This is a genomic window from Microcoleus sp. AT9b-C3, assembly GCF_036705485.1.
Classification (GTDB): domain Bacteria; phylum Cyanobacteriota; class Cyanobacteriia; order Cyanobacteriales; family Microcoleaceae; genus Microcoleus.
This window is the reverse complement of the sequence record NZ_JAUBUR010000011.1, coordinates 137218-163687: the sequence shown is the minus strand read 5'-3', so window position 1 is coordinate 163687 and position 26470 is coordinate 137218. Positions and strand designations below refer to the sequence as shown.

Genomic DNA, 26470 nt, shown 5'->3' with positions numbered 1-26470 from the left:
AACAAATCTGGAGATACTATGATGCCAGTGGAATCTATAGGAGAGCAAATTAATAGAGAAGCCAAGCTTTTCTTTGAAGAACACAAGCCACCGACTGATTTAATTTTTGATGATGGTGCAGAAAGGGAAAGCAACCGCCACCGTATAGCAATGACCGTTTTAATCCGTTCCTTAGAACAAGGTTTAGCTAACCGGAACGATTTTTTTGTCGGTGGCAATATGTTTATTTATTACAGCGCTAAACAGATTCGGAAGCAGGATTTCCGAGGCCCAGATTTTTTCGCTGTGCTGGGTGTTGACAGCAATACTTCCCGACAAGGCTGGGTAGTTTGGGAAGAAAACGGACGTTACCCGGATGTCATTGTGGAACTGCTGTCGCCGTCAACTGCAAATCAGGATACAGGCAAAAAAAAGGATATTTACGAGCAGGTTTTTAGAACTCCTGATTACTTTGTTTTCGATCCTTTCGAGCCGAATTCTTTGCAAGGATGGCGTTTAGATGCCACCCTGCGTTATCAGCCGTTAGTGCCCAACGAGCGGGGCTGGCTGTGGTGCGAAACGTTAGGTTTTTGGTTGGGGACTTGGGAAGGAATTGTCGATCGAGAAACAGCGACTTGGGTGCGTTTTTTCGACGAATCGGGCAATCTAATTTTGTTGCCGGAGGAAGCCGCTCAACAACAAGCGGAAGCCGCTCAACAACAAGCGGAAGCCGCTCAACAGCAAGCGGAACAGGAACGCCAGCGAGCCTCGCGACTAGAGGCCAGATTGCGAGAATTGGGAGAAGATCCGAATGATCTTACCCTGAACCCAAATCACAGCTAACACCCAATCGATTTTAGATTTTAGATTTTAGATTTTAGATTGAAGCTAAAATCTAAAATCGCCCGTCTCAAAAGTGAATCAATGACTAAAAACTATCCGATCAAAAATGGCAAAGTGGCTATCCTACTGCACGAGGGAATTCTCGGTTCTTCCGGCAAAACAGGTTTAGCATTTTTGCGCTACAGCGAAGCACAAATTGTAGCGGTAATAGACCGCCAATGTGCAGGACAATCTTTACCTGAATTAACGGGCATTCCTCAAGAAGTACCGATAGTTGCTTCCGTTGCAGAAGCACTGCAATTTGCGCCGGATATTCTGCTAATTGGTATCGCTCCTTCCGGCGGTGTTTTGCCTGCGGAATGGCTGCCAGAAATTAATCAAGCGGTAGCAGCAGGTTTGTCAGTTGTCAACGGTTTGCACGCGAAACTTGCACCTTTGATAACAGTTCCGTTAACCGACAATCAATGGATTTGGGACGTGCGTCAAGAACCGAAATCTGTCGGTGCGATCGCCTCTGCCGCTGCTGCTAAATTAAGCTGTCGCCGCGTATTAACTGTCGGCACCGATATGAGCGTTGGCAAAATGTCAACCAGTCTGGAACTCAATCGCACTTGCTTGCGGCGAGGTTTGCGTTCCAAGTTTTTGGCAACCGGACAAACGGGTTTAATGATCGGAAATGAAGGCCTTCCTTTGGATGCAGTGCGAGTTGATTTCGCGGCTGGTGCTGTCGAACAAATGGTGATTAAATTGGGTTCTGAATGCGATATTCTGCACGTAGAAGGGCAAGGTTCGCTATTGCATCCGGGTTCGACGGCGACTCTGCCGCTGTTGCGGGGTTCGCAGCCAACTCACTTAATTTTAGCTCACAGAGCCGGACAAACTAGCATTCGCAATCACCCGCACATATCGATTCCTAAGTTATCAAAAGTGGTCGAATTGTACGAAATAGTTGCTGCTGCGGGTGCTTTTGCAGGGGGAAAAGTGAGCGCGATCGCCCTCAACACTCATCACTTAAATGAGGCCGATGCGCTGTTAGCCATAGCTGAAGTTCAAGCAGAAACGGGATTGCCTTGTACCGATGCGGTAAGGTTTGGCGCGGAGGTGTTGTTGGAGGCGATCGACAGTTGATATGCTACAAAAAAATACAACTAATAAATAACTACATAAAACTATGACACAAAACATTCAAGCAAAAACACTGACTCTGCTAGATGTCGAAACAAAATTTAATTTTCAACTTTGTGAAGACGAGCAATTCTTCCGGGAGTGGATTGACGACTTACCGGAAATTAGCGATGACAAAAAGCGATCGCTCGACAACGTAAAAGCTGGTTATATCAACAGTGTCAAGTACGCGATGCTGGAAGATACCGTAAAAATGGTGGTACTGGCTCCCTTGCTATTTTTAGCAGATTTCTACTTGACTCCCTTTCACATAGAGGCAGAAAAATCAGTAGAACTGACTATTGAAGATGAAGATACAATTGTCAAGGGTAGCATCGATGTCCTGCTATTGCTGAAATCTTTTTGGGTAGTTGCGATCGAAGCAAAACGCTCTCAATATTCCGTTGAAGCTGGGCTTCCTCAGTTACTATTTTATATGCTGAATGACCCCAGCCCCGAACCAGTAACATTTGGGCTTCTGACGAATGGTAGCAGCTTTCGATTTATCAAAATGACTAAACGAGACATACCGCAGTATGCCGTCTCTAAACTTTTCGATATTGCGAATCCCGGAAATGAACTTTACGAAGTTTTTCGCATTTTGAAGCGGCTAGCTGGTATAATTTCTAGTAACACCTCTTCAACTTAAATACATAAAATGGAACTAGATTATGAAAGTAACAATAAATTCAGTAAAGCTCACTTTGACTTTAAGAATTTGCCCCAACTCACCAACCCTTGGCGACAGCTAAATCTGCAAGGAGTAGCTTTAGGTTTAATTCGCTTGCCGGCTGGCGAGGGCTACACATTTACTCACAGCCACGCAGAACAAGAAGAAGTTTATATTGTAGTTGAAGGCAAAGGCCTAATGGTTGTAGATGGGGAACTATTGACACTTGAGGGCGGCGATATTGTGAGAGTTTCTCCCGCAGCAAAGAGAGCATTAAAAGCTGCTGAAAATACAGATTTATTTGTGATATGTACTGGAGGATTAGCCGTCGGTTATCCCAAGCAGCCCAACGCGCGCTATCTGATAGATGATGGAATTCCCGATTATGACGATGTTCCGCCTTGGTATGAGGGAAATCCCGAAATTGCCGAGAGAAATGCGCGGTTAAAAGAAAGGATGTTGAAAGCTCAAGCCAAACGAGACAGCAAACAGGAATCATCATGAATGAAAGTTCTTTTTCTTTACCGTCTGAATGCGCCATCCGCCCGGCCTGTGCTCGAGACATCAAATCAATTAGAATGTTAGTGTGGAGGGCCAAACTCGATCCAACTCAGTTGCGCTGGCAGCAATTCTGGGTGATAGAATGCGAGGGAAAATTGGCAGCTTGCGCACAGTTGCGGAACTTTGCGGGCGCGCAAGAATTGGGCAGTTTGGTGGTGGCGAAAGATTGGCGCGATCGAGGTTTGGGAAGCTACCTCACAAAATATTTAATTCAACAAGCTACACAACCGCTATATTTAGAATGTTTGGGAAAGCGGCTCGCATCATTTTATACTCGCTTTGGCTTCGTAGAAGTTTCCGTACAAGAATTGCCGCAGTCGCTTAAATTCAAGTTTGGTTTGTCTCAATTAGCTAAAACTTTATTCAGAATTCCTGTAACAATTATGCAGTATCAAGCAGGTTGTCTATAATTATGACTTTTATGAATTTAAGATTCTGAATTTATGAATGGGTTTTAAGTTCGACCTGTTCGATAATTGAGATTACAGGCTGCGATCGAGCTGCATCGATCAAACACTCCTACCGCCTCCTGATATCTGGGTCAATCTCGATCGCCTATTTTCTATGTCTAAAGAGGTAGGTACAAATCAATATCGCATGGGGAGGGCGGGTGAGAGGCGAAGTTTACTTGCTTATATCATAGATCCGCTTACGGGCCCGTAATGGCGCACAGGGTGTCAGACACCGGGTTTTTAGGGGTTTGGTGCGTAAGTTACGGACTAGATATTTATGGATATTCCGGATTGGGCGATCGAGACTGCGTAAGTTCATAGTTCACCGTTCGCGGTAGTCCAGTTAGCTAAATTGGCACAGCTACCAGCCCGATAGTTAGGCAGAAACCTTTGCAAAATCGTTGTTTGCAGGTTTGAAAGTGTCCTGTGCCAGTACCAGACTCGGAAAGTGGACTGGCGATCGCACCACAGATATTCGACTCCTGGCAAATTAGTAAATGTAAAGCAAGTGAGTCACAACCCAATCAAAATATTCAGCCCAAAAGTTAAACCCAAAAATCACAGATATTCACAGCAGCAGTAATGCGGAATCAGACAATCTCTAATGTAGCTAACCACATCTACCCTTGAGGTAAATCCCACCAACTGCTCAACAATGAAATCCTTAATTCAATACCTCGCAATTACTGGATTTAGACAACCCGCAACCGCTTCTCAAATCCCCTCAACATTTCAAAAATTCTTGGCTTTTTATCCTGATAAAACCACGAAAGGCAAGAACAATGAAATATCAAGGCTATCAATCAATCTTAACCGAGGAAATGCAGCCTCTCAAATAGCATAAACAGACAATTACACATCCACATATTTTAACACAACAGGAGTAAATATCATGTTCAACGTAGTAAAAGCTTTCGGCTCGATTTTCTCTACCCAAGGATACAGCGGCGCTAACAATATGCTCATCAAAAATTACGTCAACACCAATTTTAACTATTTCAACGAAGAAGCAGTCGTCGATGAATCGATTTACCCGAATCAAACAGGTCGCGTCCGCTTCCAAGGTAGCTGGTGGCCCGCACGTTGCGATCGCCAAATCACCCTCACACCCGGAGACACGGTTTATGTCATCGGCGTTGACAACATCACTCTGTTAGTTTCCCTCGCTCCTGCAGACTAAATCAGAGCATTAACCACCCGGAAATGCAACCTTTCAAATAGCATCAATAGGCGACTCAACTTCGATATATATTAACACAAAAGGAGTCAACAAAATGTTTAACGTAGTAAAAGCTTTCGGTTCTATTTTTTCTCCTCACACCTACAGCACGGAAAAGAATATCTTAATGGATAACTACATCAACACCAATTTTAACTATTTCAACGAAGAAGCAGTCGTCGATGAATCGATTTACCCGAATCAAACAGGTCGCGTCCGCTTCCAAGGTAGCTGGTGGCCCGCACGGTGCGATCGCCAAATCACCCTCACACCGGGAGACACGGTTTATGTCATCGGCGTTGACAACATCACTCTGTTAGTTTCCCTGGCTCCTGCAGACTAAACTAGAACTCGATCCAAACTGCCTAACTTTTCACACCCATATCAGATGTCGGCAGGGTTTATGTAAATACACCCTGCCTTTTATATGCTTAAATAAGTTGACACACTTACTAACCATATTTAAACCAGTGAATTTTCAATCAGTCATTGCCACCTTAAACAAATTCTGGAGCGATCGAGGCTGCCTGATCGCCCAATCCTACGACACAGAAAAAGGTGCAGGAACCATGAATCCCCACACCTTTCTCAGAGCAATTGGCCCCGAACCTTGGTCTGTCGCCTACGTAGAACCCTGTCGCCGCCCCACCGACGGACGCTACGGCGAAAACCCCAACCGCTTCCAACATTACTATCAATATCAAGTTTTAATTAAACCCTCTCCTCCCAATATCCAAGACATCTATTTAGACTCGCTCAGAGCATTAGGAATTAGCCCGGAAGACCACGACATTCGCTTCGTAGAAGACAACTGGGAATCGCCCACCCTCGGAGCTTGGGGCGTCGGCTGGGAAGTCTGGCTCGACGGCATGGAAATCACCCAATTTACCTACTTTCAACAGTGCGGTAGCATTGACTGTCGCCCCGTATCTATTGAAATTACCTACGGACTAGAACGCCTAGCAATGTATCTCCAAGAAGTCGATGCCATGACAAAAATTCAGTGGAAAGATGGCATAACTTACGGCGACGTTCACCTGCAAGGAGAAATAGAACAGTGTACTTATAACTTTGAAGCTTCCAATCCAGAATTGCTGTTTACTCTATTTGGGTTGTACGAGCAAGAAGCAGAACAATTGACAAAAAAAGGATTGGTTTTACCGAGCCTTGATTATGTGCTAAAATGTTCTCACACTTTCAATTTGCTTGACGCTAGAGGCGTGATTTCGGTAACGGAAAGAACTCGGTATATCACCAAAATTCGCAATTTGGCGCGGCGAGTTGCTCAGCTTTATTTGGAACAGCGCGAAAAGCTGGGTTTTCCTTTAGAAAAAGCTGTAAAAGTTTGAGTTGGAAGAATGGCACGACACGGATTCGGACACCGATACACGGATTAATTTAGCTGTTAGATCCCCGACTTGTTAAAGAAGTCGGGGATCGGGGTATCCGGTTTTTTAGATTTTTAATGAATTCAATGCCTAATTATTCGGAAAATAATACAGAAACAAATCCTCAACTGCGAATTGACGGTGTAAGCTTGAAAACACCGATCGCCTCAAGTTATTTGTTGGAAAATATATCGTTTCAGGTACATAAGGGATCTCGCGTGGCAATTGTTGGCCCTTCAGGTGCGGGGAAAACAACGCTGTTGCGACTGCTAAATCGGCTCAGCAGTCCCACCAGTGGCTCAATTTATCTGGAAAATACAGAATATGGGCAAATACCTGCCATCGAACTCCGCAAACAAATCACCCTCATCCTGCAAGAATCCAAGCTTTTGGGAATGTCGGTGCGAGAAGCATTGGCTTATCCTTTGAAGCTGCGGGGCGTGGCTGCATCAAACATTGCTGAGAGAATTAGCGGGGCGATCGAACAACTGCACATACCCCAAGAATGGCTCAATCGCACCGAATTGCAGCTTTCCACAGGCCAAAAACAGATCGTGGCGATCGCCCGCGGCATCATCCTGCAACCAAAAATCTTGCTTTTAGACGAGCCAACATCCGCCCTAGACGCAGGAAAAGCCGCCCACCTTTTGCAAGTATTGACACAGCTAACAAACGGCCAAACCACAATTGTAATGGTAAACCATCAATTAGAATTAGCCGAGCAATTTAGCACGCGACTTCTGCATTTACAGCGCGGAAAGCTCATCGAAGATTTGCCCTCTCCTCAAATAAATTGGGCGCAACTGCGGCAAAATTTAATCCAAGCAGAAGCAGAAGCCCAACAAGAATGGTGAAGAAGCTAAAAAACATTTTCTGCTCCTAGATACGCGGGGGAAATCCCAGAACCTTGTTCTACAGTTGTGCCTAAAGCTGCTTGAATCTCTCTGAGAGATGCGATTGCACTTGTATTTGCTGGGTTTAACCTCTGGTTGCGTAATTAATTGGGATTTTTTAACCGCAGAGGGCGCAGAGGGCGCAGAGAAAGAGAAGAGGGGAAGAGAGAAGTTTACAAATTGTTGAGGATTGTTCTAGATACAGTCAGATATTAGCTTTGGGAATCTTGTTTAATGTTGGCTTTTGTGATTGAACGCTAAATCCTTAGTGCGGAATTAAACCCATTTTTTGATAAAGTGGTCGGACTAAGTTTTTTAAAGCTGGCAACTGTTTGGTAAAAACTATGGAGCCTAAAACACAAATTATACCTCCAATGATGACTGTATTGGGAGCGCCGATATAATTGGCCAATCCGCCAGCAACTAAATTCCCAAACGGTGTCACCCCAAAAAATGCCATCGTGTATATGCTCATCACTCTTCCGCGTTTGTCGTCTTCCACAATTGTTTGCAAAAATGTGTTTCCTCCTGCAAATTGCAAAATGAAACCAAACCCCACAAACAACATCATGATTAATGACAGCCACAAGAGGCGGGACACACCAAAACCTATCAGCCCGAATCCCATAATTGCTGGTGAAATCGCAATCCATTTGCCGAGGCCAACTACACTTTTGCGCGAAATTAAATAAATCGCCCCCGCGAAGGCGCCGACTCCCGAAGATGCCATCAAAAAGCCGAGGGTTTGTGCGTCGCCGTGCAGAATTTTGGTGGCAAAAATTGGGACTAATACTGTGTGTGACATTCCGGCAAAACTGACTAAGGCTAATAGCAGTAAAATTGCTCGAATCGGGGGAAACCCGAAGGCATAAACGAATCCTTCTTTTAATCTTTGTAAGGGTTTGGTATTAGTTGCGGCAATTTTACGGGCTTTGATTTGCATCGCTAATAAGCCTGCAATTACGGCGATGTAGCTGAGCCCGTCAATGAGAAAGCAATAACTTGCGCCGACTGTAGCTATCAGCAAACCTGCAATTGCTGGGCCGATTAATCTGGCTCCGTTGAACATGGAAGCGTTGAGGGCGATCGCATTTGCTAAATCTTCTTTCTTTTCCACGAGTTCCGGTACAAAAGCTTGCCGTGCCGGCGCGTCAAACGCATTAATTGCGCCTTGAAAGAAACTCAGTACCAGGATCTGCCAAATGTTTACCACCCCTGTTAGCGCTAAAAATGCTAAGGCTAAGGATTGAACCATTGCTAATATTTGAGTGGCAATTAGGACTCGGTGGCGGTTCCAGCGATCGATTAAAACTCCTGCAAAAGGCAGTAAAATTAATGTGGGGATTTGACTTGTAAATCCCACCAAGCCGAGCATCCAAGGTGAATCGCTCAAATTGTAGACAAGCCAAACAGTAGCGACTTGCGTCATCCAATTGCCAATCAGGGAGATGCCTTGTCCTGCAAAGAACAGGCGATAATTTCTCGATCGCAGCGCTGGAGGAAGTTGTATTGTTTTGATTTTTGCTAGTAGATTCATGCGTGATTACGGCTAGAGCAATCCTATTTGATTGGTAAACATTTTGTAGGGGTAGCGCCCCTGGGCTTACCCCTAATTAGCGAAGGGCAACCATCGGGGAACTGCCCCTAGACTCATTATTACGAATCATTTAGAATTGCGATATGAGCCGGAGGTTCTATTTTACAGATCCCGAAAACCCGGATTGGAGTATTGTTAAATTTTTGCCCGTAGCAAAACGATCGCAACATTTAAATTTTTCTGTCGCGATCGCTTGGCTAACGAGAAATTACTTCCCCGAACTCTTCCCTCAATTAATGCTCAACAGCCAAGTGCCGAGGTAACGCAGCAAGGGAACGTCACCGGGGGTGCGGATGCGGACGTTGAAATGGTACATTCCGCCCGGAGATGGGTTTCTGACGTTGGAGAGTACAACCTCAACATTGTTGCCTGCAGGAATTGGTTCTTTGGGATAAATTTCTATGAATCGATTTTCTTTGTCCCAGATTACTTCTTGCAATTCTATTGTTTTGTCTTTGACGCGCACTTTAATGTCTTTTTGGTCAAATTCGCCTTTGTAGTAGTCTGGATAGGATATGTTCAGTTGGGCGATCGCCAAACTTACTTTTTTGGAAGGAATTCGCAGCCGATATCTATCGCCACTCATTCCGGGTGTACCGTAATCCAAGCGATAGTTTAATTGGTTGGCGCGATCGGGACCGCCGAAAATCGTGAATCCTGGCATGGACTGGGCTAAACTGATGGCGGGCAACCCAGCCACCAAGCAACCTGTAACCGCTAGTGCTGAAAATAATCGTCGCATAACAACTCCTCTAATTAAACTCTTGGTGAACATTAAATATTGCTCGCCCGAAATTTGCGATCGTGCCTACAATATATCGAATCTCTCAGCAATTTGATGAGGGCGAGCGACCGCCGGCTGAGGTCACTTTTTTTTGCGTAATTTTTGCGTAATACTGATAACTGACATTAAAACTACAGAATTAGGCGACATAAAATTCTATCATAATCGGTGGCAAACTTAACAATTTAGCGAATTTGAATGTATAAGATAAGTTAAAGATACGGGTCAAATTTGGGCGATCGGCTTTAGTATCAACGAGAGAAGTTTAGGGCAACGGCTGCTTCAATGTAAAGCAAGGCATCGGGCGATTAAAAATCGCACTTCAAGAAACCTGCGGAGGCAGGTTTTGTCTGTGTAGGCGCGGTTTCAACCGTCCTAGGAAGGCTTAAATAAGGAGAGTGTATGAAATTAGCGATCGCAAAAGAAATAGCAGCAGGGGAACGCCGGGTGGCTTTAGTACCCGACGCTGTAGCCCGATTAGTCAAACAGGGCGTCGAAGTTTGGGTTGAGGCCGGTGCCGGCGCAAAATCCTTTTTCTCGGATCTTGCTTACGAAGAAGCGGGAGCTCAGGTTGTCGCCGATACTGCTAGGCTGTGGGGCGAAGCCGATGTCGTCGTGAAAATCGGGGCCCTGCAAGAATCAGAAGTTCATCAACTCCGGGAAGGAGGCGTTTTCATCGGATTTTTGAATCCTTTGGGAGATCCAGCTTTAGTGCAGCGTTTAGCCGATCGCAAAGTAACGGCATTCAGCATGGAAATGATCCCGCGCACCAGCCGTGCTCAAAGCATGGATGCGCTGTCATCTCAGGGCAACGTCGCCGGTTACAAAGCGGTACTGATAGCAGCCGCAGCTTTGCCAAAGTATTTTCCGATGCTGACAACGGCGGCGGGTACGATTCGCCCCGCGAAAGTATTGGTAATGGGTGTGGGCGTTGCTGGCTTGCAGGCGATCGCCACGGCGCGCCGTTTGGGTGCGGTAGTCGAAGCCTTCGACATCCGCCCAGAAACAAAAGAACAAGTGCAAAGTTTGGGCGCTAAATTCCTTGATGTCGAACTCAAGGAAGAAACCGTCGCCGCCGGAGGTTACGCTAAAGAATTATCAGAAGCAGCCAAAGAATACACCCGCCAAGTGCTCACCCAACACGTCAGCGCTTCCGATGCAGTTATTACAACCGCTCAAGTTCCCGGCCGAAAAGCACCTATTTTAGTTACTAGAGAAATGGTTTCTCAAATGAAGCCCGGATCGGTAATTGTTGACCTCGCGGGCGAACAAGGCGGCAATTGCGAATGCACGGAAGCGGGGAAAGATGTTGAATGGAACGGCGTTAATGTCATCGGCCCGATTAATGTGCCCTCGTCGATGCCTGTCCACGCTAGCGAAACTTACTCGAAGAATATCTCAGCTTTAGTTCAGTTGATGGTGAAAGATAAGGAACTCAATTTGAATTTTGAAGACGATATCATTGCTGGTGCTTGCGTCGCCCGTGATGGTGAAATTAGCAATCAGCGAGTGCGGGATGCTTTGGCAGCTCAGACTTCAGCCGTCAGTTAGATTCTGTCGTTATGAGGCAAAGTCCGGCAAGCAAGGGTTGAAACCCCTGCCTCAAAGCTTAAGTCCTCGCTATGAGGACTGAAGAACTGATTAGATATCTCCCAAAAAGGCTTTTTTGAACAGGCAAGATGCCTGTTCCACAAGAATTATTGGAGATGTCTATTAGTCCTCTTAAGAGGACTTGGGCTATTAGCCAGGGAATTCATTCCCTGGCGGATGCAACCGGGAACGAGTTATTTCCAATTACCCATTACCAATTGTTATGGCAGAAGGATTGATTGCAGGTTTAGTGGTGTTTACTCTAGCATCGTTTGTGGGATTTGAAGTAATTAATAAAGTCCCGCCGACGCTGCACACACCTTTGATGTCGGGATCGAATGCGATTTCGGGAATTGCGGTTTTAGGTGCAATTCTGATTTCGGGCCAAGGCAATGTGACTGTTACTTCGATTTTGGGGACGATCGCGATCGCCCTGGCCACAATTAACGTTGTCGGCGGTTTCTTAGTAACCGATCGAATGCTGCAAATGTTCAAGAAAAAAGAGGTTAAAGCGTGAGCGATTTTCTGCCCAGTGGCATTCAACTAGGTTATTTAGTTGCCGCATCTTTGTTTATTATCGGTTTGAAACAGTTGGGTTCCCCTGCAACCGCGCGTCAAGGAAATGTGTTAGCTGCGATCGGGATGTTAATTGCGATCGTCGGTACTTTGCTGGAAAAGCAAGTCATCAGCTACGAATTGATTGCTGTCGGAATTATCATCGGTTCCATTTTGGGAACAATTATGGCGAAAACCGTCGCGATGACGGATATGCCGCAGATGGTGGGTTTGCTTAACGGTTTTGGAGGCGCGGCTTCTGCACTCGTTGCTGTGGGCGAATTCTGGCGCTATCTCAGCATCCCGGAATCGCCAACTCCAGACGCGACAATCACGATCCTTTTGGGTGTGTTGATTGGCGGAATTACTTTCACTGGTAGCCTTGTGGCGTTTGCGAAGCTGCAAGAATTGCTGCCGGGTGCTCCAATGACGTTTCCGCTGCAACAGCCGTTTAATGCCATGCTGGCGATCGCACTTTTAGCCGGCAGCGGTTATATGCTGACGAATCCGGAAAATGTGCCGGTATTCCTGGCTTTGGTGGCGATTTCCAATATTCTGGGAATCATGTTTGTGCTCCCGATTGGCGGTGGCGATATGCCCGTGGTGGTGTCGCTGCTTAACTCTTATTCGGGGATTGCGGCGAGTGTGGCTGGGTTCATTTTGATGAACAATATGCTGATTATCGCTGGTGCATTGGTGGGCGCGTCGGGGATTATTTTGACGCAAATCATGTGCAAGGCGATGAATCGATCGCTTTCTAGTGTGCTGTTTAGCGCCTTTGGTAGCGGTGGCGGTAGTGCTGCGGCTGCTGCTGGGGCTGCTGGTGCGATCGACAAAACTGTTCGCAGCATCAATCTCGAAGAAAGTGCGATGATGTTGGGTTATGCGCGATCGGTGGTAATTATTCCCGGTTACGGGATGGCTGTAGCGCAAGCACAGCACGCGGTGCGCGAGTTAGCCGACGGTTTGGAAAAAATGGGTGTTGACGTGAAATACGCAATTCACCCGGTGGCTGGGCGGATGCCGGGGCACATGAATGTGCTGTTGGCGGAAGCAAACGTGCCTTATCCGCAGTTGTACGATATGGACGATATCAATCCGCAGTTTGACGAAACTGATGTGGCGTTGGTAATTGGGGCGAATGATGTGGTGAATCCTGCGGCGCGTCACGATACGGCGAGCCCGATTTACGGGATGCCGATTTTGGAGGTTGATAAAGCCAAGCATACGATCGTGATTAAGCGCGGGATGAGTGCTGGTTTTTCCGGTGTTGACAACGAGTTGTTTTACAAGGATAAGACGATGATGTTGTTTGGTAGCGCTAAGGATGTGGTTGCCAAATTGGTGTCTGAGGTGAAGCAGTTGTAGGATTTTGCAACCGCTGATTAAGGCGGATTAACGCGGATTAACGCAGATGATTAAACCCGGTTTTTTGGATAAACCGGGTTTTTTGTTTTGATTGGGTGTTGATATCAATATTCTTCATTCGGCCTCCGCCGACTTCGTTTGTGTAGGATCGATTTCAATCGCCGACTCTTGGTTTGTATAGGATCGATTTCAATCGCCGAGTCTTATCTACTCGTTCACTTCAAAAAGATATCGAGGTAATCCTGACTGCCGAATAATAGACTGCAAAGTACCAATTTTTATTTCAGAATAATTTGGTACAGGAACCGTTACAGTTGTATCAGGTAGTCGCTGCTGCATGATAATATGACTGCCGCGCTGGCGCACTTGAACAAACTCATATTGTTCTAAAATCTGACAAACTTGAGCCGCTGATAGAACCCGCAGTTTACCCAAGGCTCACCTCTACACGAGTCACAAAAAATTCTGTATGCAGCCGATTCTTTACTTCAGAAGGATCTGCTGTCTCAAAAAATAGTTCTAGCGCCTCGATGAGATTCCGTCGCGCTTCTTCTATATTGTCACCTTGGCTGGCAATATCAAGTTCTGGGCAAAGGGATACATATCCGTCGCCTTCTCGTTCAATGATTGCTGTAAACTGTTGGGTTGACTTCATAATTTGAAGTGGCGGACTGCCAAGCTCAAACAATTATAGTTTTACTTGATATTATATCGCATCTTTTGCACTTTTGTTCGCTGTGTGTGAAAAGCCTTGTTCTTTGGCTGTTTGAAACCATTTATCTGCTTCAGTGCGATCGCCTGCTACACCATCAGCACCGCACAGATAAATTCCTGCTAAATTGTTTGAGGCAACACCATGCAGGTTGATTCATTTACGGTTAAACTAACAATGGCAGAGTGGCGAAAACCAAACTAAACCAGGAAACTGATTCAATGCCGTCTATCTCTTTTGATGCTTACCTCAAGTCGATTCAAAATAACCTGCAAAAAGGTAGCGAGCGCAGCCATTATCCAGCGTTGAAAGATTTGCTGGATGATTCAGACAAGGGCATTGATGCTGTCATTGAAGAAAAAGGCAACAAGGCAGGGATTCCAGATTTTACAGTGAGGCGGCGGGAACTACTGGTGGGTTATGTAGAAGCCAAAGACGTTGGGCTAGACCTGGATCAGATAGAAAAATCGGAGCAATTGCAGCGGTATATAGAAGCGTTTCCGAATCTAGTATTGACCAATTATTTAGAGTTTCGCTGGTATGTGAATGGGAAGCGCAGGCAGAAGGAAATTTTAGCAAATCGTAGTGAGAATAAGCTGCAAGCAAGAGCTACAGAAAAGATGGGGGCTCTGCTGGATCAGTTTATCAACTATACAGGCGAGATTATCAGCAGTCCTGAAGACCTGGCGCGACAGATGGCGAGGTTGACGAAGGCAATCCGGTTAGCAACAACAACGGCGCTGGATGGAGAAAGGAAAGACGGCGAATTGCATCAACTGAAGCAGGGCTTTAGTGAGGTTTTGTTGCCCGATTTGAATGATGCTGATTTTGCTGATATGTATGCTCAAACGATTTCTTATGGGTTATTTGCGGCAAGAGTTGGTCATGCTCAAAATCCAGGGGGTGAAACGTTTACTCGGCGCACGGCGGGCACGTATATTCCAGCAACAAACCCTTTTTTGAAGCGCTTGTTTAATACGATCGTCGAAACGGATGCAGTCAGTCAGATCGATTGGGCGATCGACGATTTGGTGCAATTGCTGTCTCAGGTTGATATGGGCAGCATTCTCGAAAACTTTGGGCAGCGCACTCGGCAAGAAGACCCGGTTGTACATTTTTATGAAACATTTTTGGCGGCGTATAATGCGGCTTTGCGAAAGAGTCGAGGGGTTTATTACACGCCGGAACCTGTGGTATCGTTTATTGTGCGATCGGTTGATGCCATTCTCAAAGACCGCTTCGATTTGCCATTGGGATTAGCTGATAATGCCAAAGATCCAATAACACAAAAGCCGAAAGTGCAAATTCTCGATCCTGCAACGGGTACGGGCACGTTTTTGTATGAAGTGGTGAAGCAAATTTACCGCAATTTAGAAGAAATTGGCATGGCGAATCAGTGGGATAGCTATGTGCGAGATAATTTGCTGAATCGGTTGTTTGGCTTTGAGTTATTGATGGCTCCCTATGCCATTGCTCACCTGAAGCTAGGGCTAGAACTTCAACAACTTGGTTACAACTTTAAGGGCAAACAGCGATTAGGCATTTACCTCACGAATACGCTAGATGAGGCACTGAAAAAGTCAGAGATTTTGTTTGGTCAGTTTGTCGCACAGGAAGCAAACGAAGCTTCGACGGTAAAACGAGATATACCTGTGATGGTGGTGTTGGGCAATCCGCCCTATTCAGGACATTCGGCAAATAAAAGCGAGTGGATTGCTGGTTTGGTACACGATTATTACTATGTTAACGGTTTACCGCTAGGAGAACAAAATCCTAAGTATTTGCAAGATGATTATGTAAAATTTATTCGGTTTGGGCAGTGGCGAGTAAGCGAAACTGGTTATGGTGTTTTAGCTTTTATTACCAATCACGGTTATCTGGATAATCCAACGTTTAGAGGAATGCGTCAGAATTTGATGCAAACATTTACAGATATCTATCTCTTGGATTTACACGGTAATTCTAAGAAAAAAGAAATTTGTCCTGATGGTTCACCCGATCAAAATGTCTTTGATATTCAGCAGGGTGTTAGTATTGGGATTTTTATTAAAGAGCCTGGAAAGACAGGTGCAGCTAATGTTCATCATGCTGACTTATGGGGAAATCGAGCGACTAAATATGAGATTTTGAGTCAAATTTGTATTAACGAGGTTGATTGGAAAGCGATCGCACCTCAATTACCCTTCTATTTATTCTGTCCTCAAAATACTGATTTACTAGGAGAATATAATATGGGCTGGAAAATTACAGAAATTATGCCAGTTAACTCTACAGGAGTCAAAACTCATCGCGATCACTTTGTTTTTGATTGTGAACGGACAGAATTGTATGATCGCATAAAAGAGTTTAGAGATTTAACTATTTCCAACCAAGAGGTAGCTGAAAAATATTCTATTTCTGATACAGGTAGCTGGAAATTAAGTGAGAAACGACGCTCACTAGCAGCGGATAGTCAGTGGCAGAACTATTTTACTGAATGTCTTTATCGACCTTTTGATACTCTTTTTTATTATTCTCATGAGGATTTAGTAGAGCGCTCAAGGCATGATGTGATGCGTCACATTATTTCAAAAGAAAATTTAGGCATGGTCTTCATGCGACAAGTAGCACTGCAAGAGGAATACAGCCATTTTACCGTTGCCAATCACGCTGTAGATAATCGAGCTTTTTACAGTAATAAAGGTACGATGGCTTTAGCCCCTCTTTATCTATATCCTGACGATGACAATCCTCAACAATCACTTTTAGAGGAGAAATGCAAGCCAAATTTATCTCAAAAATTTTTAGATTTAATTCGACACACACTTGGTTATATTCCCACACCAGAAGCTATCTTTTACTACATCTACGCCATCTTTCATAGCCCCACCTATCGCCAACGCTATGCCGAATTTCTGAAAATCGACTTTCCTCGTGTGCCGTTAACCAGTAACGATCAGCTATTCAAAGACTTGGGTGCAAAAGGTCAGGCATTGGTAGACCTGCACCTGATGAAATCGAAAAAGCTGAATAAGCTGATTACTAAAATGAGTGGCGATGGTGACAATGCCGTTACCGAAGTTACCTATAAACCCCCCGAAAAACGAGTTTATATCAACAAAAATCGCTATTTTGAAGGCATCGCCTCCGAAGTTTGGGAGTTTAAAATTGGCGGTTATCAGGTGTTGGAAAAATGGCTCAAAGACCGTAAGAAAGCCAAACGCACTTTATCCTTTGATGATGTAATGCACTATCAAAAGGTGGTGGTTGCGCTCAAAGAAACTATGGAAGTGATGGTAGAAATCGATCAACTGATTCCTGGCTTCCCCATAGAGTAAAGTGTATGAGTTCGTAAACAATGACACTGAAAGAATTAGAAAAAAAACTCCTTGCCTTAACTCCCGGTAAAACAAATAAGGTAATAAAGCTATTAGTTAAAACTTAAAGCAATACTTGGCAAGGAATAAAAAAAACTGCGGGTGTGTGTGGTGGCGATGCTAGAATTGCCAAGACTCCCATACCTATTTGGTCGCTGGTAAATTATCGCCTTTTGGGTGCAAATGATGTGCGGAATTTGCAAGACTTTCCTCATTTGAGTGCAGCAGATTTGGCGAATGCTTGGGCTTATGCTGAGGCACACCCAGAGGAAATTGAAGCAGCGATCGCTAGAAATGAGGAAGCCTAAAACATGGCGGAAATTTGCTATAATCTAACTAATATCAAATCCGAGCGATCGCACTTATGACTATACAAGAATTAGAAACTCAAGTCTTAACCTTAAATCCGGCAGATTAAAGCTAAACTCATCAGCATCCTAACTCAAAATTTAACCAACGGTTCTTTAGGCATTAAAAAGACTCCCGGTGTCTGTGGAGGGGATGCCTGTGTCGGCAATACTCGCATACCAGTTTGGTCACTGGTGGGTTATCGCCGTCTCGGATGCAGCGATGCGGAACTTTTTAAGTGCTATCCCCATTTGACTGCGGCTGATTTAGTCAACGCTTGGGCTTATGCTGATGCTTACCCAGACGAAATTGAACAAGCAATTATAGAAAATGATTGAGATAGAAAAATATGACACTGAAAGAATTAGAAAAACAACTCCTTGCCTTAACTCCTAGTGAAAAAACTAAAGCAATACAGCTATTAGTCCAAAGTTTAAGCAATACTTGGCAAGGAATAGAAAAAACTCCCGGCGTGTGTGGTGGTAGGGCTTGTATTGCGGGGACTCGTATCCCTGTTTGGGTAATGGTTGAAGCTCGTCGTATAGGATATAGTGAAGCCGATTTGCTAGAAAATTATCCCACTATTAGTGCGGCGGATCTGGCAAATACCTGGGCTTATGCTGATGCCTATCCTGATGAAATTGAACTGGCAATTCGAGAAAATGAGGAAGCCTAAAACATGGCGCGTTTATATTCTGATGAGCAATACCCAATAGCTGTTGTCAGAATTCTGCGAACTCTCGGTCACGATGTTTTAACTGTTCAAGAAGCAGGAAATGCTGGACTTAAAATTCCTGACGATCGAGTGTTAGAATTTGCAACGAGTGATGCTCGATCGGTGTTAACACTCAATCGGCAAGATTTCATCCGACTGCATCGTATCCAACCTAATCATTCTGGTATTATTACCTGCACTAACGATCGCAACTGGGGAAGGTTGGCATCACGTATTGATGAAGCTATTTTTGCTGAAGAAACATTGACTGGCAAATTGATTCGGGTAATACGTCCCCAAAGCTGAAAAAAAGCCCCTCGCCCTTCCCGACCTCACAACCTTATAATTAAATCCCCCATTGCTCCAAATATTAGGTAAAATTATTGGCGTGTCTGAGGATAAACTATATGCGCTTGGTTAAATATATTGCGATCGCCATTATCAATGGTTTCGGTGTCGTCATCGGTATTATTTGGGTTGCAGTCCCCACAACAGTGGCTCAACCTTCCCTAAACTACCAACTCGCACTCTCTGCGCGACAGCCAGACGGCGAAACTCCGCAATCCCTTTCCGAACTCTACAAATTGCGCGATCGGCTGAAAGTACAATTAGATAACCTTGCCAAAACTCCCGACAGCGCCCCGTTTCCTGCAGAACTTTGGAAATCAGCAATTCACCGCCAGCAATCCCAAACTCTGACGCAGCAACTCCAAAACGTTCAAAGTCAGATTCAAATAGAAGAAACAGCCAAATATAATTGGGACGAGGCTGCTAAATTTGCCGCCCAAGCAGTCTTAATTGGACGCACTTCTAATCCTTCTTCTGCTACTTGGGAACAGTCGCAACGCCTGTGGCAAATTGCTATCAATACGCTGCGACTTATTCCTCACGGTTCTTTTTTGGCCGATCGGGCGATCGACAAAACTATCGAATACCAAGGAAACCTCAGTGTCGCTACCTATGAAATGCAAGTGGCACGTTCTGTTGAGAAAGTTAGAGCCGAAGAAGAAGAGATAAGAGAGCGAGCCCGCAAAGAGCAAGAGAAAAAAGAATTTGCTCGTCGAGAAATAGAGAGAAAAGAGCAAGAGAAAAAAGACCGGGTTAGAAAAGAATTAGAAAGGCAAGAATTCCAAAGGCAAGAATTAGCTAGACAAGAACTTGAAAGGCAAGAATTAGCCAAAAAAGAACTTGAAAGGCAAGAATTCCAAAGGCAAGAATTAGCCAGACAAGAACTTGAAAGGCAAGAATTAGCCAAAAAAGAACTTGAAAGGCAAGAACTTGAAAGGCAAGAGTTAGCCAGACAAGAACTTGAAAGGCAAGAGTTAGCCAGACAAGAATTAGCTAGACAAGAACTTGAAAGGCAAGAGTTAGCCAGACAAGAATTAGCCAGACAAGAACTTGAAAGACAAGAGTTAGAGAGAAATCAGCAAGCAACTTCTCAACCAACTCCTGAATCAACTGCAACACCAACTCCGGCCCCAGTTACGCCTGCTGCGTCCCCGTCGAACTTTTTCTTTGCGGGAGATACCAACAGAGATGGCCAAATTAATGAGCAAGACGAAGCCGGAAAAGAACAATGGTCTTTGTCCAAGGGCGCGTTAATTTCATTTAACGATCGCAATAACGATCGCGCCAAGATACCGACTTGGAAACAAACCAAAGTTAGCGCGCCCCGCCGTGCAGCAATGCTTTCTCAAGTTAACTTAACACTGTCTGAAAACTTCAAAACCTCTCAGTTATTTATCACGGCTGACAGCATTGCTACCCCTCACATCAACGTTTTTCAGAAGACTGGCGACGGCTGGCAACCTGTAGATATATCCGGTGCTAAGCCTCTAGTTTTCAGCACGAATATTGTTTTAGGTGTCGAAGCCAAACAATTTGCCGATCGCAATTGGAACGGCACTGTTAATCTCAAAGCAACTGCCCAAAACAACGGTCAAGAAATCGCCTCCACAACAATCCAAATGGGCGTTAGTCCTTGGATGATAGCGCCAAATACAGCACCAGTAACCGAAGTTCAGGTCAGCGACAGAGGCGCGGTAAACAGCGAATTTATCTCGCAACTAAAACAAGCAGTAGAACCCACGGGCGCTAAAGTAAAAGTTCTCCAGGGCGATCGCACTTGGATGCAAGATACCCAGAAAAACGGCTACGTTCAATTGCCTGAACAATCGGATATACGCCAGTTTAATGTCGCCCTAAAAAGCAATAGCGAAGCAGAAAAAAACCCGCCTGTTAAATTAACTCAAGACCGAGATTTGAAAGTAGTGAAAATTGGCAATCCTCGTTCTTTAGACCCTGTAAGTCAGTGGTCTGACGGATACGGCAATTTGCAGGTGACACCGCCGATTCCCGGACACCCAATGGGTCGAGTTTATTACGGGAATGCGGGAAATGCTAGTTTTAATCCAGAGGTACTTGATTTTATTCAAGCTCAGCGAATTCAAGGGCCGCCAGTGGATATAGATACTTCTTGGCTTCTGACTCGCCAAGTCGATGAAATTATCAATTTTATTCCCACTCAAACTCCCGGACAATATGTAATGGCGATCGCCAGTCCCGAAGCCGGAGTTAAGCTGTTGGAAGAATTGGAGGGAAAAGGTTACGGCGATGTGACAATAAATCGCGGTTTGAGCACTCAAACAACTGTCAGCGCCGCTTTGCAAAACCGTGCTTTAATTCAACACAATCTCTATTTGCAAAATCAGAAACTTAATCCGATTATAGAGAAGTTGAAAAGAGAGTTTTTACTCGGAGACGACCAAATTATTCAAGTGCCGGTGATGTTTGGCTACAGCGGTTATGCCTGGTGGCCAAATATGGTCAATTCGGTGCCAGTTAATGGCAAGTTGTTAGTTTCAAATCCGCGCGGGCCAATGATTGAGGGTCTAGATTACACTCAGGAAAGATTGCGCCAACTGCTGCTTCCTGCTGGCGTCAGCGTTAGTTTTCTGGATGACAGGTATTATCAAGAATTGAAAGGAAACGTGCAGTCGGCGACGAATACTGTGAGGAAGCCAGAAGACCGACCTTTTTGGCAGTCTTTGCCTAATAATTACTAATCGGTAATTGGTAATGGGGAATCGGGAATCGTGAATCGTGAATGGGTAATTTGTAGGGGCGGGTTCACCAACAATACTCGCCTGTAACGAACAATCTCATAAACCCGCCCTCACCCAACAGTAAATCTCAATATACCTCCTAAACCCGCTTCCCTATGCTAATATTTAGCCAAACTATGCTAGGAGTTTAACAGATGGCTACCCTGCAAATAGAAAATATACCAGAGGAATTGTACGCGAGAATGCAAGAGTTAGCCGCGGCTCAAAACCTCTCGATTAGCGCGTTTGCGATCGCCATTTTAGAAGCCGAGTTGTCAAAAGAGACAAAACCCCTCTCAGGAAAACGTAAAAAGTCTGTAACAGAACTATTGGCAGAAATCAGCCGTCGTCGCGAGTCTCGTCTCGCGAATATGGGGATGATATTAGATAGTACCGCTTTAATTAGAGAGGATCGCGACAAATATTTTGCACCATTTTTATGAACAGGCAAGATGCCTGTTCCAAACTTTCACTTTTTTATGAACAGGCAAGATGCCTGTTCCACAAAAAATCAATTTTATTGTTTGGTGGTTTCTTGTTACCAGTAAAAAGATCGATCGCTATAATAATATAGATACGACATTCCCAACAGTCAAACCCCTGATTAACTATGACACTAAAAGAATTAGAACCGCAACTGCTTTCCCTGACTCCGCCTGAGAAAGCTCAAGCAATACAGATATTACCTCAAAGTTTAGCTAACACCTGGCAGGGAATTGAAAAAACTCCCGGTGTCGTCGGCGGTAATGCCAGGATTGCCGGGACTAGAATTTCTGTTTGGGGATTAGTAGAGTCTCGTCGATTAGGTGGAACTGACGCTCAACTTTTAGAAGATTATCCGCATCTTAGTGCTAGCGACTTGAAAAATGCCTGGGCTTATGCTGAAGCATTTCCTGACGAGATTGAAGCAGTAATTAATTTGAACAATACAGACTAATATCATGACAGGTTTGTATGCAGATGAACAATCTTAATTCTAAATTTTGCCTAACCCTCGATAATTAATCCGTGTATCCGTGTCAAAATCCGTGTCGTGCCTTCTTCCTTCTGCTAGATAATTTCAGTGCAGGCGATCGCACCAGTAACGTAAAATGTCTAAAAGCGGTCTTTGTAAAATAAATTTAGCCCCATGAGCGACGAACAGGAAAAAAAACAAATTTTGACTCAGCAACCGGAAACAATTTCCCCTACCAGCGATGAGTTCGATCGCAGTGAAATTGCCCGTGGCGATGCAGCTTCAGCATCAGTAGAAACTTCCGCAGAAATTGTCGCGCCCGAAGATATTTCAACCCCCATCCACGAACCCGAAACAATTCCCATTGCCCCCGATAGTACGCCGGAAACAACTCAACTTGCCAGTTATCCGCCTCCAACAATTCCAACTGCCAACCCCGAACCAAAACCAGCCCGAGCTTGGCAAATCTTGGCAGTTTTTCTCAGCGGAATGTTAGTCGGTTCCGTCCTTAGTCTCGGCAGTTTGCTAGCGTGGAAAATGTATCAGGAAAGAGCGAACCTGCAAATCAAACTACCCGCTGACGTACCCCTCCCCGAAAGCCCTCCGCCTGTCGCCACAGCGCCCGCCAACCGCCGGCCCGGACTTCCCCCAGCACCCGGAAATCGACTGCCCGCCACAATCTATCCGTCGCCCCGTCCCACTCAAATACCCTCTGTGTCTGGCGTTCCGCAACTTGCTTCGCCGTCACCGTCGCCGTTGCCGTTGCCTTCTCCTTCTCCTTCTCCCGCTGCGGTTGAAACCCCTGTAACCGAGCGAGTTTACTTTCAAGCTGGTGCTACGGGAACTACTCTGAGCAATAGTTTGCGAGCCAACATATCCAGGCGCTACTTACTGGAGTGCAATAGCGGCCAAAGCATGACAATAAATGTTCAAGAAGGTCAAGTTAGCGCCGCAATTATTGCTCCTAACGGTGAAAAGTTAGGTACTGCTGACAGCGCAGGTCAGTGGCAAGGTCAACTAGCCAGTAGCGGCGATTATACTATTGAAATTTCAGGCGATCGCCAAGCAAACTACCAAGTTAAAATTGAAGTCAAATAGCAACTATAATTGTATCAGGGGGTAGTTACACAATACATAAACCCGCCCTGGTTGCCAATTACAAATTACCCATTACTAATTACCAATGGTTGCACAAATATCTCCAAGCATCTACGAAGCAAAAACTCAGGAAATTGCCCAAGAAATCCTGCGGGCAACTCAAGAGAAAAAGCGCTCTTTTTTCGGTCAACTCCAAGACCAAATGCGCTGGGACGACAAACTGATGGATTGGGCGATGGCTAGCCCCGGACTGCGGGTGCAGTTGTTTCGATTTATTGACTGTTTGCCGGCCCTCCGCAGCAGGCCGGAAATTGCCCGCCACTTGCAAGAATACCTGACCGCCCAAGAGGTAGAATTGCCCGAAGCATTGAAAAAGTTGCTTAACTTTGCTAGTCCTGATTCAGTTCCGGGTCAATTGGCAGCGACGACAGTTGCGCCTGCTGTGGAAACTTTGGCGCACAAGTATATTTCTGGGGAAAATATCAAGCAGGTAATTAAAACTTTAGAGCGGCTTCGTAAAGATAAAATGGGTTTTACAGTTGACCTTTTGGGGGAAGCTGTCATCACTGAAACCGAGGCGCAAATTTATCTTAACCGCTATTTGGAATTGATGGAGGAACTGGCTAAGGCAGCGAAGAATTGGCCACAAGTAGATGCAATTGATAAAGCTGATGATGAAACTTTGCCGCGAGTGCAAGTATCCGTAAAATTAACAGCTTTTTATTCTCAGTTTGACCCTTTGGATGCTAAAGGTAGCGAGGAGAAAGTAAGCGAGAGAATTCGCCTGTTACTGCGCCGCGCGAAGGAATTGGGCGCGGCTGTTCATTTCGATATGGAACAGTATGCTTACAAGAGTTTGACTCTGAGCATTCTCAAAGACTTATTGTTAGAGGAAGAGTTTCGCAGTCGCACCGATATTGGAATTACATTGCAAGCATATTTGCGCGACAGTGCTCAAGATTTGCAAGGTCTTATTGCATGGGCCAAAAAACGCGGAAATCCGGTAACAGTGCGGTTGGTAAAAGGCGCTTACTGGGATCAGGAAACTATCAAAGCGATGCAAAAAGATTGGCCGCAGCCGGTCTACAATGACAAAGTTACTACCGATGCAAATTTCGAGCAGATGACGCAGTTGCTGCTCGAAAATCACGAATATTTGTATGCAGCTATTGGCAGTCATAATGTACGATCGCAAGCGAGGGCGATCGCTATTGCCGAAACTCTCAATATACCGCGCCGCCGCTTTGAAATGCAGGTACTGTATGGCATGGGCGACAAATTGGCTAAGCTTTTGGTCGATCGGGGTTATCGCGTCCGAGTCTACTGCCCCTACGGCGATTTGCTACCGGGAATGGCTTATTTGATCCGCCGTTTGCTGGAAAATACCGCCAACAGTTCTTTCATCCGGCAAAGTTCCGAAGAAATGCCGATCGAACAATTGTTAGCCGCGCCAGTTGCTAACGGAAATGACCAGCTAGTTTACAGCAAAGTATTTCCCAACGTTGCCGATACCGACTACGCCAATACCAAATTGCGGCAACAAGCAGAAACAGCGATCAAATCAGTGCGCGCCAACTTAGGCAAAACCTATTTACCCCTAATCAATGGCGAGTACCAAAATACCGAAGCAACAGTTAATTCCCTCAACCCTTCCAATCCCACAGAAGTAGTTGGCACCATCGGATTGCTTTCCGAAGAACAGGCCAAACAAGCCCTGGAAGCAGCAAAATCAGCCTCTACCAGTTGGCGGAAAACCCCCGTTCGCCAGCGGGCCGGCGTCCTCCGCAAAGCCGCAGAATTGATGGAACAGCGGCGGCACGAACTGTCAGCTTGGATGGTGTTTGAAGTCGGCAAACCCGTCAGAGAATGCGATGCCGAAGTCTCGGAAGCTATTGATTTTTGCCGCTACTACGCCGACGAAATGGAACGGTTAGAACAAGGGAAAAATTATGATATCCCCGGAGAAACTAACCGCTACACCTATCAGCCGCGCGGCATTTCTTTAATCATTTCACCTTGGAATTTCCCCCTGGCAATTCCCGTGGGCATGACAGTTGCATCGCTGGTGGCAGGTAATTGTACTTTGCTCAAACCTGCGGAAGTTTCCTCAGTAATTGCAGCAAAAATTACAGAAATTTTGCTGGAAGCCGGAATCCCGAAAGGCGTATTTCAATACGTGCCTTGCAAAGGTTCAACCGTGGGCGCTTACATGGTGAAACATCCCGACGTTCACATGATTACTTTCACCGGTTCTCAGGAAGTTGGCTGTCAGATTTATGCCGATGCTGCGATTTTGCAGCCGGGACAAAAACACCTGAAACGAGTAATTGCTGAAATGGGCGGCAAGAATGCAATTATTGTCGATGAAAGTGCGGATTTAGACCAAGCAGTTGCAGGCGTAGTTTATTCGGCATTCGGATACAGCGGCCAAAAATGTTCCGCTTGTTCGCGAGTAATTGTGGTCGAATCGGTGTACGATAATTTTGTGGCAAGATTGGTAGAAGCGACGCGATCGCTCAATGTCGGCCCTGCAGAAAATCCCGGCACTCAAGTCGGCCCCGTGATCGATGCAAATGCCCATTCGCGCATCCGCGAATACATCGAAAAAGGTCGCGCCGAAGCTCAAATAGCTTTAGAAATGCCGGCACCGGAAACCGGTTATTTTGTCGGCCCAGTCATTGTTACGGAAGTATCGCCGACAGCAACTATCGCCCAAGAAGAAATTTTCGGCCCAGTTTTGTCGGTGATGCGGGCAAAAAATTTCAGCGAAGCGATTGCTATTGCTAACGGCACAAATTTTGCTTTAACCGGCGGATTGTATTCTCGCACGCCTTCGCATATCGATCGAGCCTCATCCGATTTTGAAGTCGGAAATCTGTACATCAATCGCGGGATTACCGGCGCTGTGGTATCGCGGCAACCCTTCGGAGGATTTAAACTTTCGGGAGTTGGTTCTAAAGCGGGTGGCCCAGATTATTTGCTGCAATTCCTCGAACCCCGCACCATAACCGAAAATATTCAGCGGCAGGGTTTTGCGCCGATTGAAGGAGTGGATGATTAATCATTCCTTTGTTGGCAGTGAGGGCTTCAGTCCTCTCTCTGGCTGTTAAGTTGGTAGG

25 protein-coding genes and 1 pseudogene are annotated in these 26470 nt (G+C 45.4%); 22 read left to right on the top strand and 4 right to left on the bottom strand.

Annotated features, from left to right (window positions below; genetic code table 11):
- Nucleotides 1-18 precede the first annotated feature (18 nt).
- The 9 genes from QUB77_RS13050 (at nt 19) to QUB77_RS13010 (ending at nt 7130) form a co-directional block, all read left to right on the top strand.
- The gene (locus QUB77_RS13050) at nt 19-822 is read left to right on the top strand and encodes a Uma2 family endonuclease (protein ID WP_445251735.1); all 804 of its coding nucleotides are present in this window, start codon (nt 19-21) and stop codon (nt 820-822) included.
- An 81-nt stretch (nt 823-903) separates the two neighbouring features.
- Nucleotides 904-1950 (top strand): DUF1611 domain-containing protein, encoded by a 1047-nt coding sequence (locus QUB77_RS13045; RefSeq protein ID WP_333172481.1) that lies wholly within the window; start codon nt 904-906, stop codon nt 1948-1950.
- A gap of 43 nt (nt 1951-1993) precedes the next feature.
- Nucleotides 1994-2635 carry a type I restriction endonuclease gene (locus tag QUB77_RS13040; protein ID WP_333172483.1) on the top strand — a complete coding sequence of 214 codons (642 nt, stop codon included), beginning with the start codon at nt 1994-1996 and terminating at the stop codon, nt 2633-2635.
- A 9-nt stretch (nt 2636-2644) separates the two neighbouring features.
- Nucleotides 2645-3160, top strand: a complete 516-nt coding sequence (locus tag QUB77_RS13035) for a cupin domain-containing protein (protein WP_333172486.1) — start codon at nt 2645-2647, stop codon at nt 3158-3160.
- Entirely contained in the window at nt 3157-3627 is a 471-nt protein-coding gene (locus tag QUB77_RS13030) for a GNAT family N-acetyltransferase (RefSeq protein WP_333172488.1), read from the top strand. Before QUB77_RS13035 ends, QUB77_RS13030 begins: the two co-directional genes overlap by 4 nt.
- Nucleotides 3628-4561: 934 nt before the next feature.
- Nucleotides 4562-4849: an NfeD family protein gene (locus QUB77_RS13025; protein WP_333035279.1), complete on the top strand. Its 288-nt coding sequence runs from the start codon at nt 4562-4564 to the stop codon at nt 4847-4849.
- A 94-nt stretch (nt 4850-4943) separates the two neighbouring features.
- Nucleotides 4944-5231 (top strand): NfeD family protein, encoded by a 288-nt coding sequence (locus tag QUB77_RS13020; RefSeq protein WP_333295931.1) that lies wholly within the window; start codon nt 4944-4946, stop codon nt 5229-5231.
- A 127-nt stretch (nt 5232-5358) separates the two neighbouring features.
- Complete coding sequence (gene glyQ / locus QUB77_RS13015) at nt 5359-6237, top strand: glycine--tRNA ligase subunit alpha (RefSeq protein ID WP_333172490.1); 879 nt, start codon at nt 5359-5361, stop codon at nt 6235-6237.
- Nucleotides 6238-6362: 125 nt separating this feature from the next.
- On the top strand, nt 6363-7130 hold the full coding sequence (locus QUB77_RS13010) for an ATP-binding cassette domain-containing protein (protein WP_333172752.1): 768 nt from the start codon (nt 6363-6365) through the stop codon (nt 7128-7130).
- A gap of 304 nt (nt 7131-7434) precedes the next feature.
- Here QUB77_RS13010 and QUB77_RS13005 read toward each other — a convergent pair whose 3' ends face one another.
- Together QUB77_RS13005 and QUB77_RS13000 are read right to left on the bottom strand one after the other, a co-directional pair.
- Nucleotides 7435-8706 (bottom strand): MFS transporter, encoded by a 1272-nt coding sequence (locus QUB77_RS13005; RefSeq protein ID WP_333172492.1) that lies wholly within the window; start codon nt 8704-8706, stop codon nt 7435-7437.
- A gap of 289 nt (nt 8707-8995) precedes the next feature.
- Nucleotides 8996-9508 (bottom strand): DUF2808 domain-containing protein, encoded by a 513-nt coding sequence (locus tag QUB77_RS13000; RefSeq protein ID WP_333172494.1) that lies wholly within the window; start codon nt 9506-9508, stop codon nt 8996-8998.
- Nucleotides 9509-9952: 444 nt separating this feature from the next.
- Between QUB77_RS13000 and QUB77_RS12995 the strand changes: the two genes are divergently transcribed.
- The 3 genes from QUB77_RS12995 to QUB77_RS12985 all read left to right on the top strand — a co-directional run bounded on the left by QUB77_RS12995 (nt 9953) and on the right by QUB77_RS12985 (nt 13063).
- A complete protein-coding gene (locus tag QUB77_RS12995) occupies nt 9953-11101 on the top strand; it encodes a Re/Si-specific NAD(P)(+) transhydrogenase subunit alpha (protein WP_333172496.1) in 1149 nt (382 codons plus the stop codon).
- 262 nt (nt 11102-11363) lie between these two features.
- The gene (locus QUB77_RS12990; RefSeq protein WP_006633295.1) at nt 11364-11657 is read left to right on the top strand and encodes an NAD(P) transhydrogenase subunit alpha; all 294 of its coding nucleotides are present in this window, start codon (nt 11364-11366) and stop codon (nt 11655-11657) included.
- Nucleotides 11654-13063 carry an NAD(P)(+) transhydrogenase (Re/Si-specific) subunit beta gene (locus QUB77_RS12985; protein ID WP_333172499.1) on the top strand — a complete coding sequence of 470 codons (1410 nt, stop codon included), beginning with the start codon at nt 11654-11656 and terminating at the stop codon, nt 13061-13063. Before QUB77_RS12990 ends, QUB77_RS12985 begins: the two co-directional genes overlap by 4 nt.
- A 207-nt stretch (nt 13064-13270) precedes the next feature.
- Here the strand turns inward: QUB77_RS12985 and QUB77_RS12980 are convergent, their stop codons facing one another.
- Both QUB77_RS12980 and QUB77_RS12975 read right to left on the bottom strand, forming a co-directional pair.
- A complete protein-coding gene (locus QUB77_RS12980) occupies nt 13271-13498 on the bottom strand; it encodes a type II toxin-antitoxin system HicA family toxin (protein WP_333172501.1) in 228 nt (75 codons plus the stop codon).
- Nucleotides 13491-13718, bottom strand: coding sequence for a type II toxin-antitoxin system HicB family antitoxin (locus QUB77_RS12975; RefSeq protein WP_333172504.1), 228 nt, complete (start codon nt 13716-13718; stop codon nt 13491-13493). Before QUB77_RS12975 ends, QUB77_RS12980 begins: the two co-directional genes overlap by 8 nt.
- Nucleotides 13719-13996: 278 nt before the next feature.
- On the opposite strand from QUB77_RS12975, the gene QUB77_RS12970 reads away from it, so the two are divergent.
- The 10 genes and pseudogenes from QUB77_RS12970 to pruA all read left to right on the top strand — a co-directional run bounded on the left by QUB77_RS12970 (nt 13997) and on the right by pruA (nt 26412).
- Nucleotides 13997-17092: a type ISP restriction/modification enzyme gene (locus QUB77_RS12970; protein ID WP_333172507.1), complete on the top strand. Its 3096-nt coding sequence runs from the start codon at nt 13997-13999 to the stop codon at nt 17090-17092.
- Between the two features lie 20 nt (nt 17093-17112).
- Nucleotides 17113-17439 (top strand): annotated as a pseudogene (locus QUB77_RS12965) (DUF433 domain-containing protein).
- A 96-nt stretch (nt 17440-17535) separates the two neighbouring features.
- Complete coding sequence (locus tag QUB77_RS12960) at nt 17536-17817, top strand: DUF433 domain-containing protein (protein ID WP_445251891.1); 282 nt, start codon at nt 17536-17538, stop codon at nt 17815-17817.
- A gap of 11 nt (nt 17818-17828) precedes the next feature.
- Nucleotides 17829-18155, top strand: a complete 327-nt coding sequence (locus QUB77_RS12955; protein ID WP_333172510.1) for a DUF433 domain-containing protein — start codon at nt 17829-17831, stop codon at nt 18153-18155.
- 3 nt (nt 18156-18158) lie between these two features.
- Nucleotides 18159-18500, top strand: coding sequence for a DUF5615 family PIN-like protein (locus QUB77_RS12950; protein ID WP_333172513.1), 342 nt, complete (start codon nt 18159-18161; stop codon nt 18498-18500).
- Nucleotides 18501-18601: 101 nt separating this feature from the next.
- Nucleotides 18602-21259 (top strand): protein-arginine deiminase family protein, encoded by a 2658-nt coding sequence (locus tag QUB77_RS12945; RefSeq protein ID WP_333172516.1) that lies wholly within the window; start codon nt 18602-18604, stop codon nt 21257-21259.
- Between the two features lie 194 nt (nt 21260-21453).
- Nucleotides 21454-21741: a hypothetical protein gene (locus tag QUB77_RS12940; protein WP_333172517.1), complete on the top strand. Its 288-nt coding sequence runs from the start codon at nt 21454-21456 to the stop codon at nt 21739-21741.
- Nucleotides 21742-21908: 167 nt separating this feature from the next.
- The gene (locus tag QUB77_RS12935) at nt 21909-22235 is read left to right on the top strand and encodes a DUF433 domain-containing protein (protein WP_333323041.1); all 327 of its coding nucleotides are present in this window, start codon (nt 21909-21911) and stop codon (nt 22233-22235) included.
- Between the two features lie 192 nt (nt 22236-22427).
- A complete protein-coding gene (locus QUB77_RS12930; RefSeq protein ID WP_333172522.1) occupies nt 22428-23351 on the top strand; it encodes a hypothetical protein in 924 nt (307 codons plus the stop codon).
- An 85-nt stretch (nt 23352-23436) separates the two neighbouring features.
- Entirely contained in the window at nt 23437-26412 is a 2976-nt protein-coding gene (gene pruA / locus QUB77_RS12925; RefSeq protein ID WP_333172525.1) for an L-glutamate gamma-semialdehyde dehydrogenase, read from the top strand.
- Nucleotides 26413-26470: the final 58 nt, after the last annotated feature.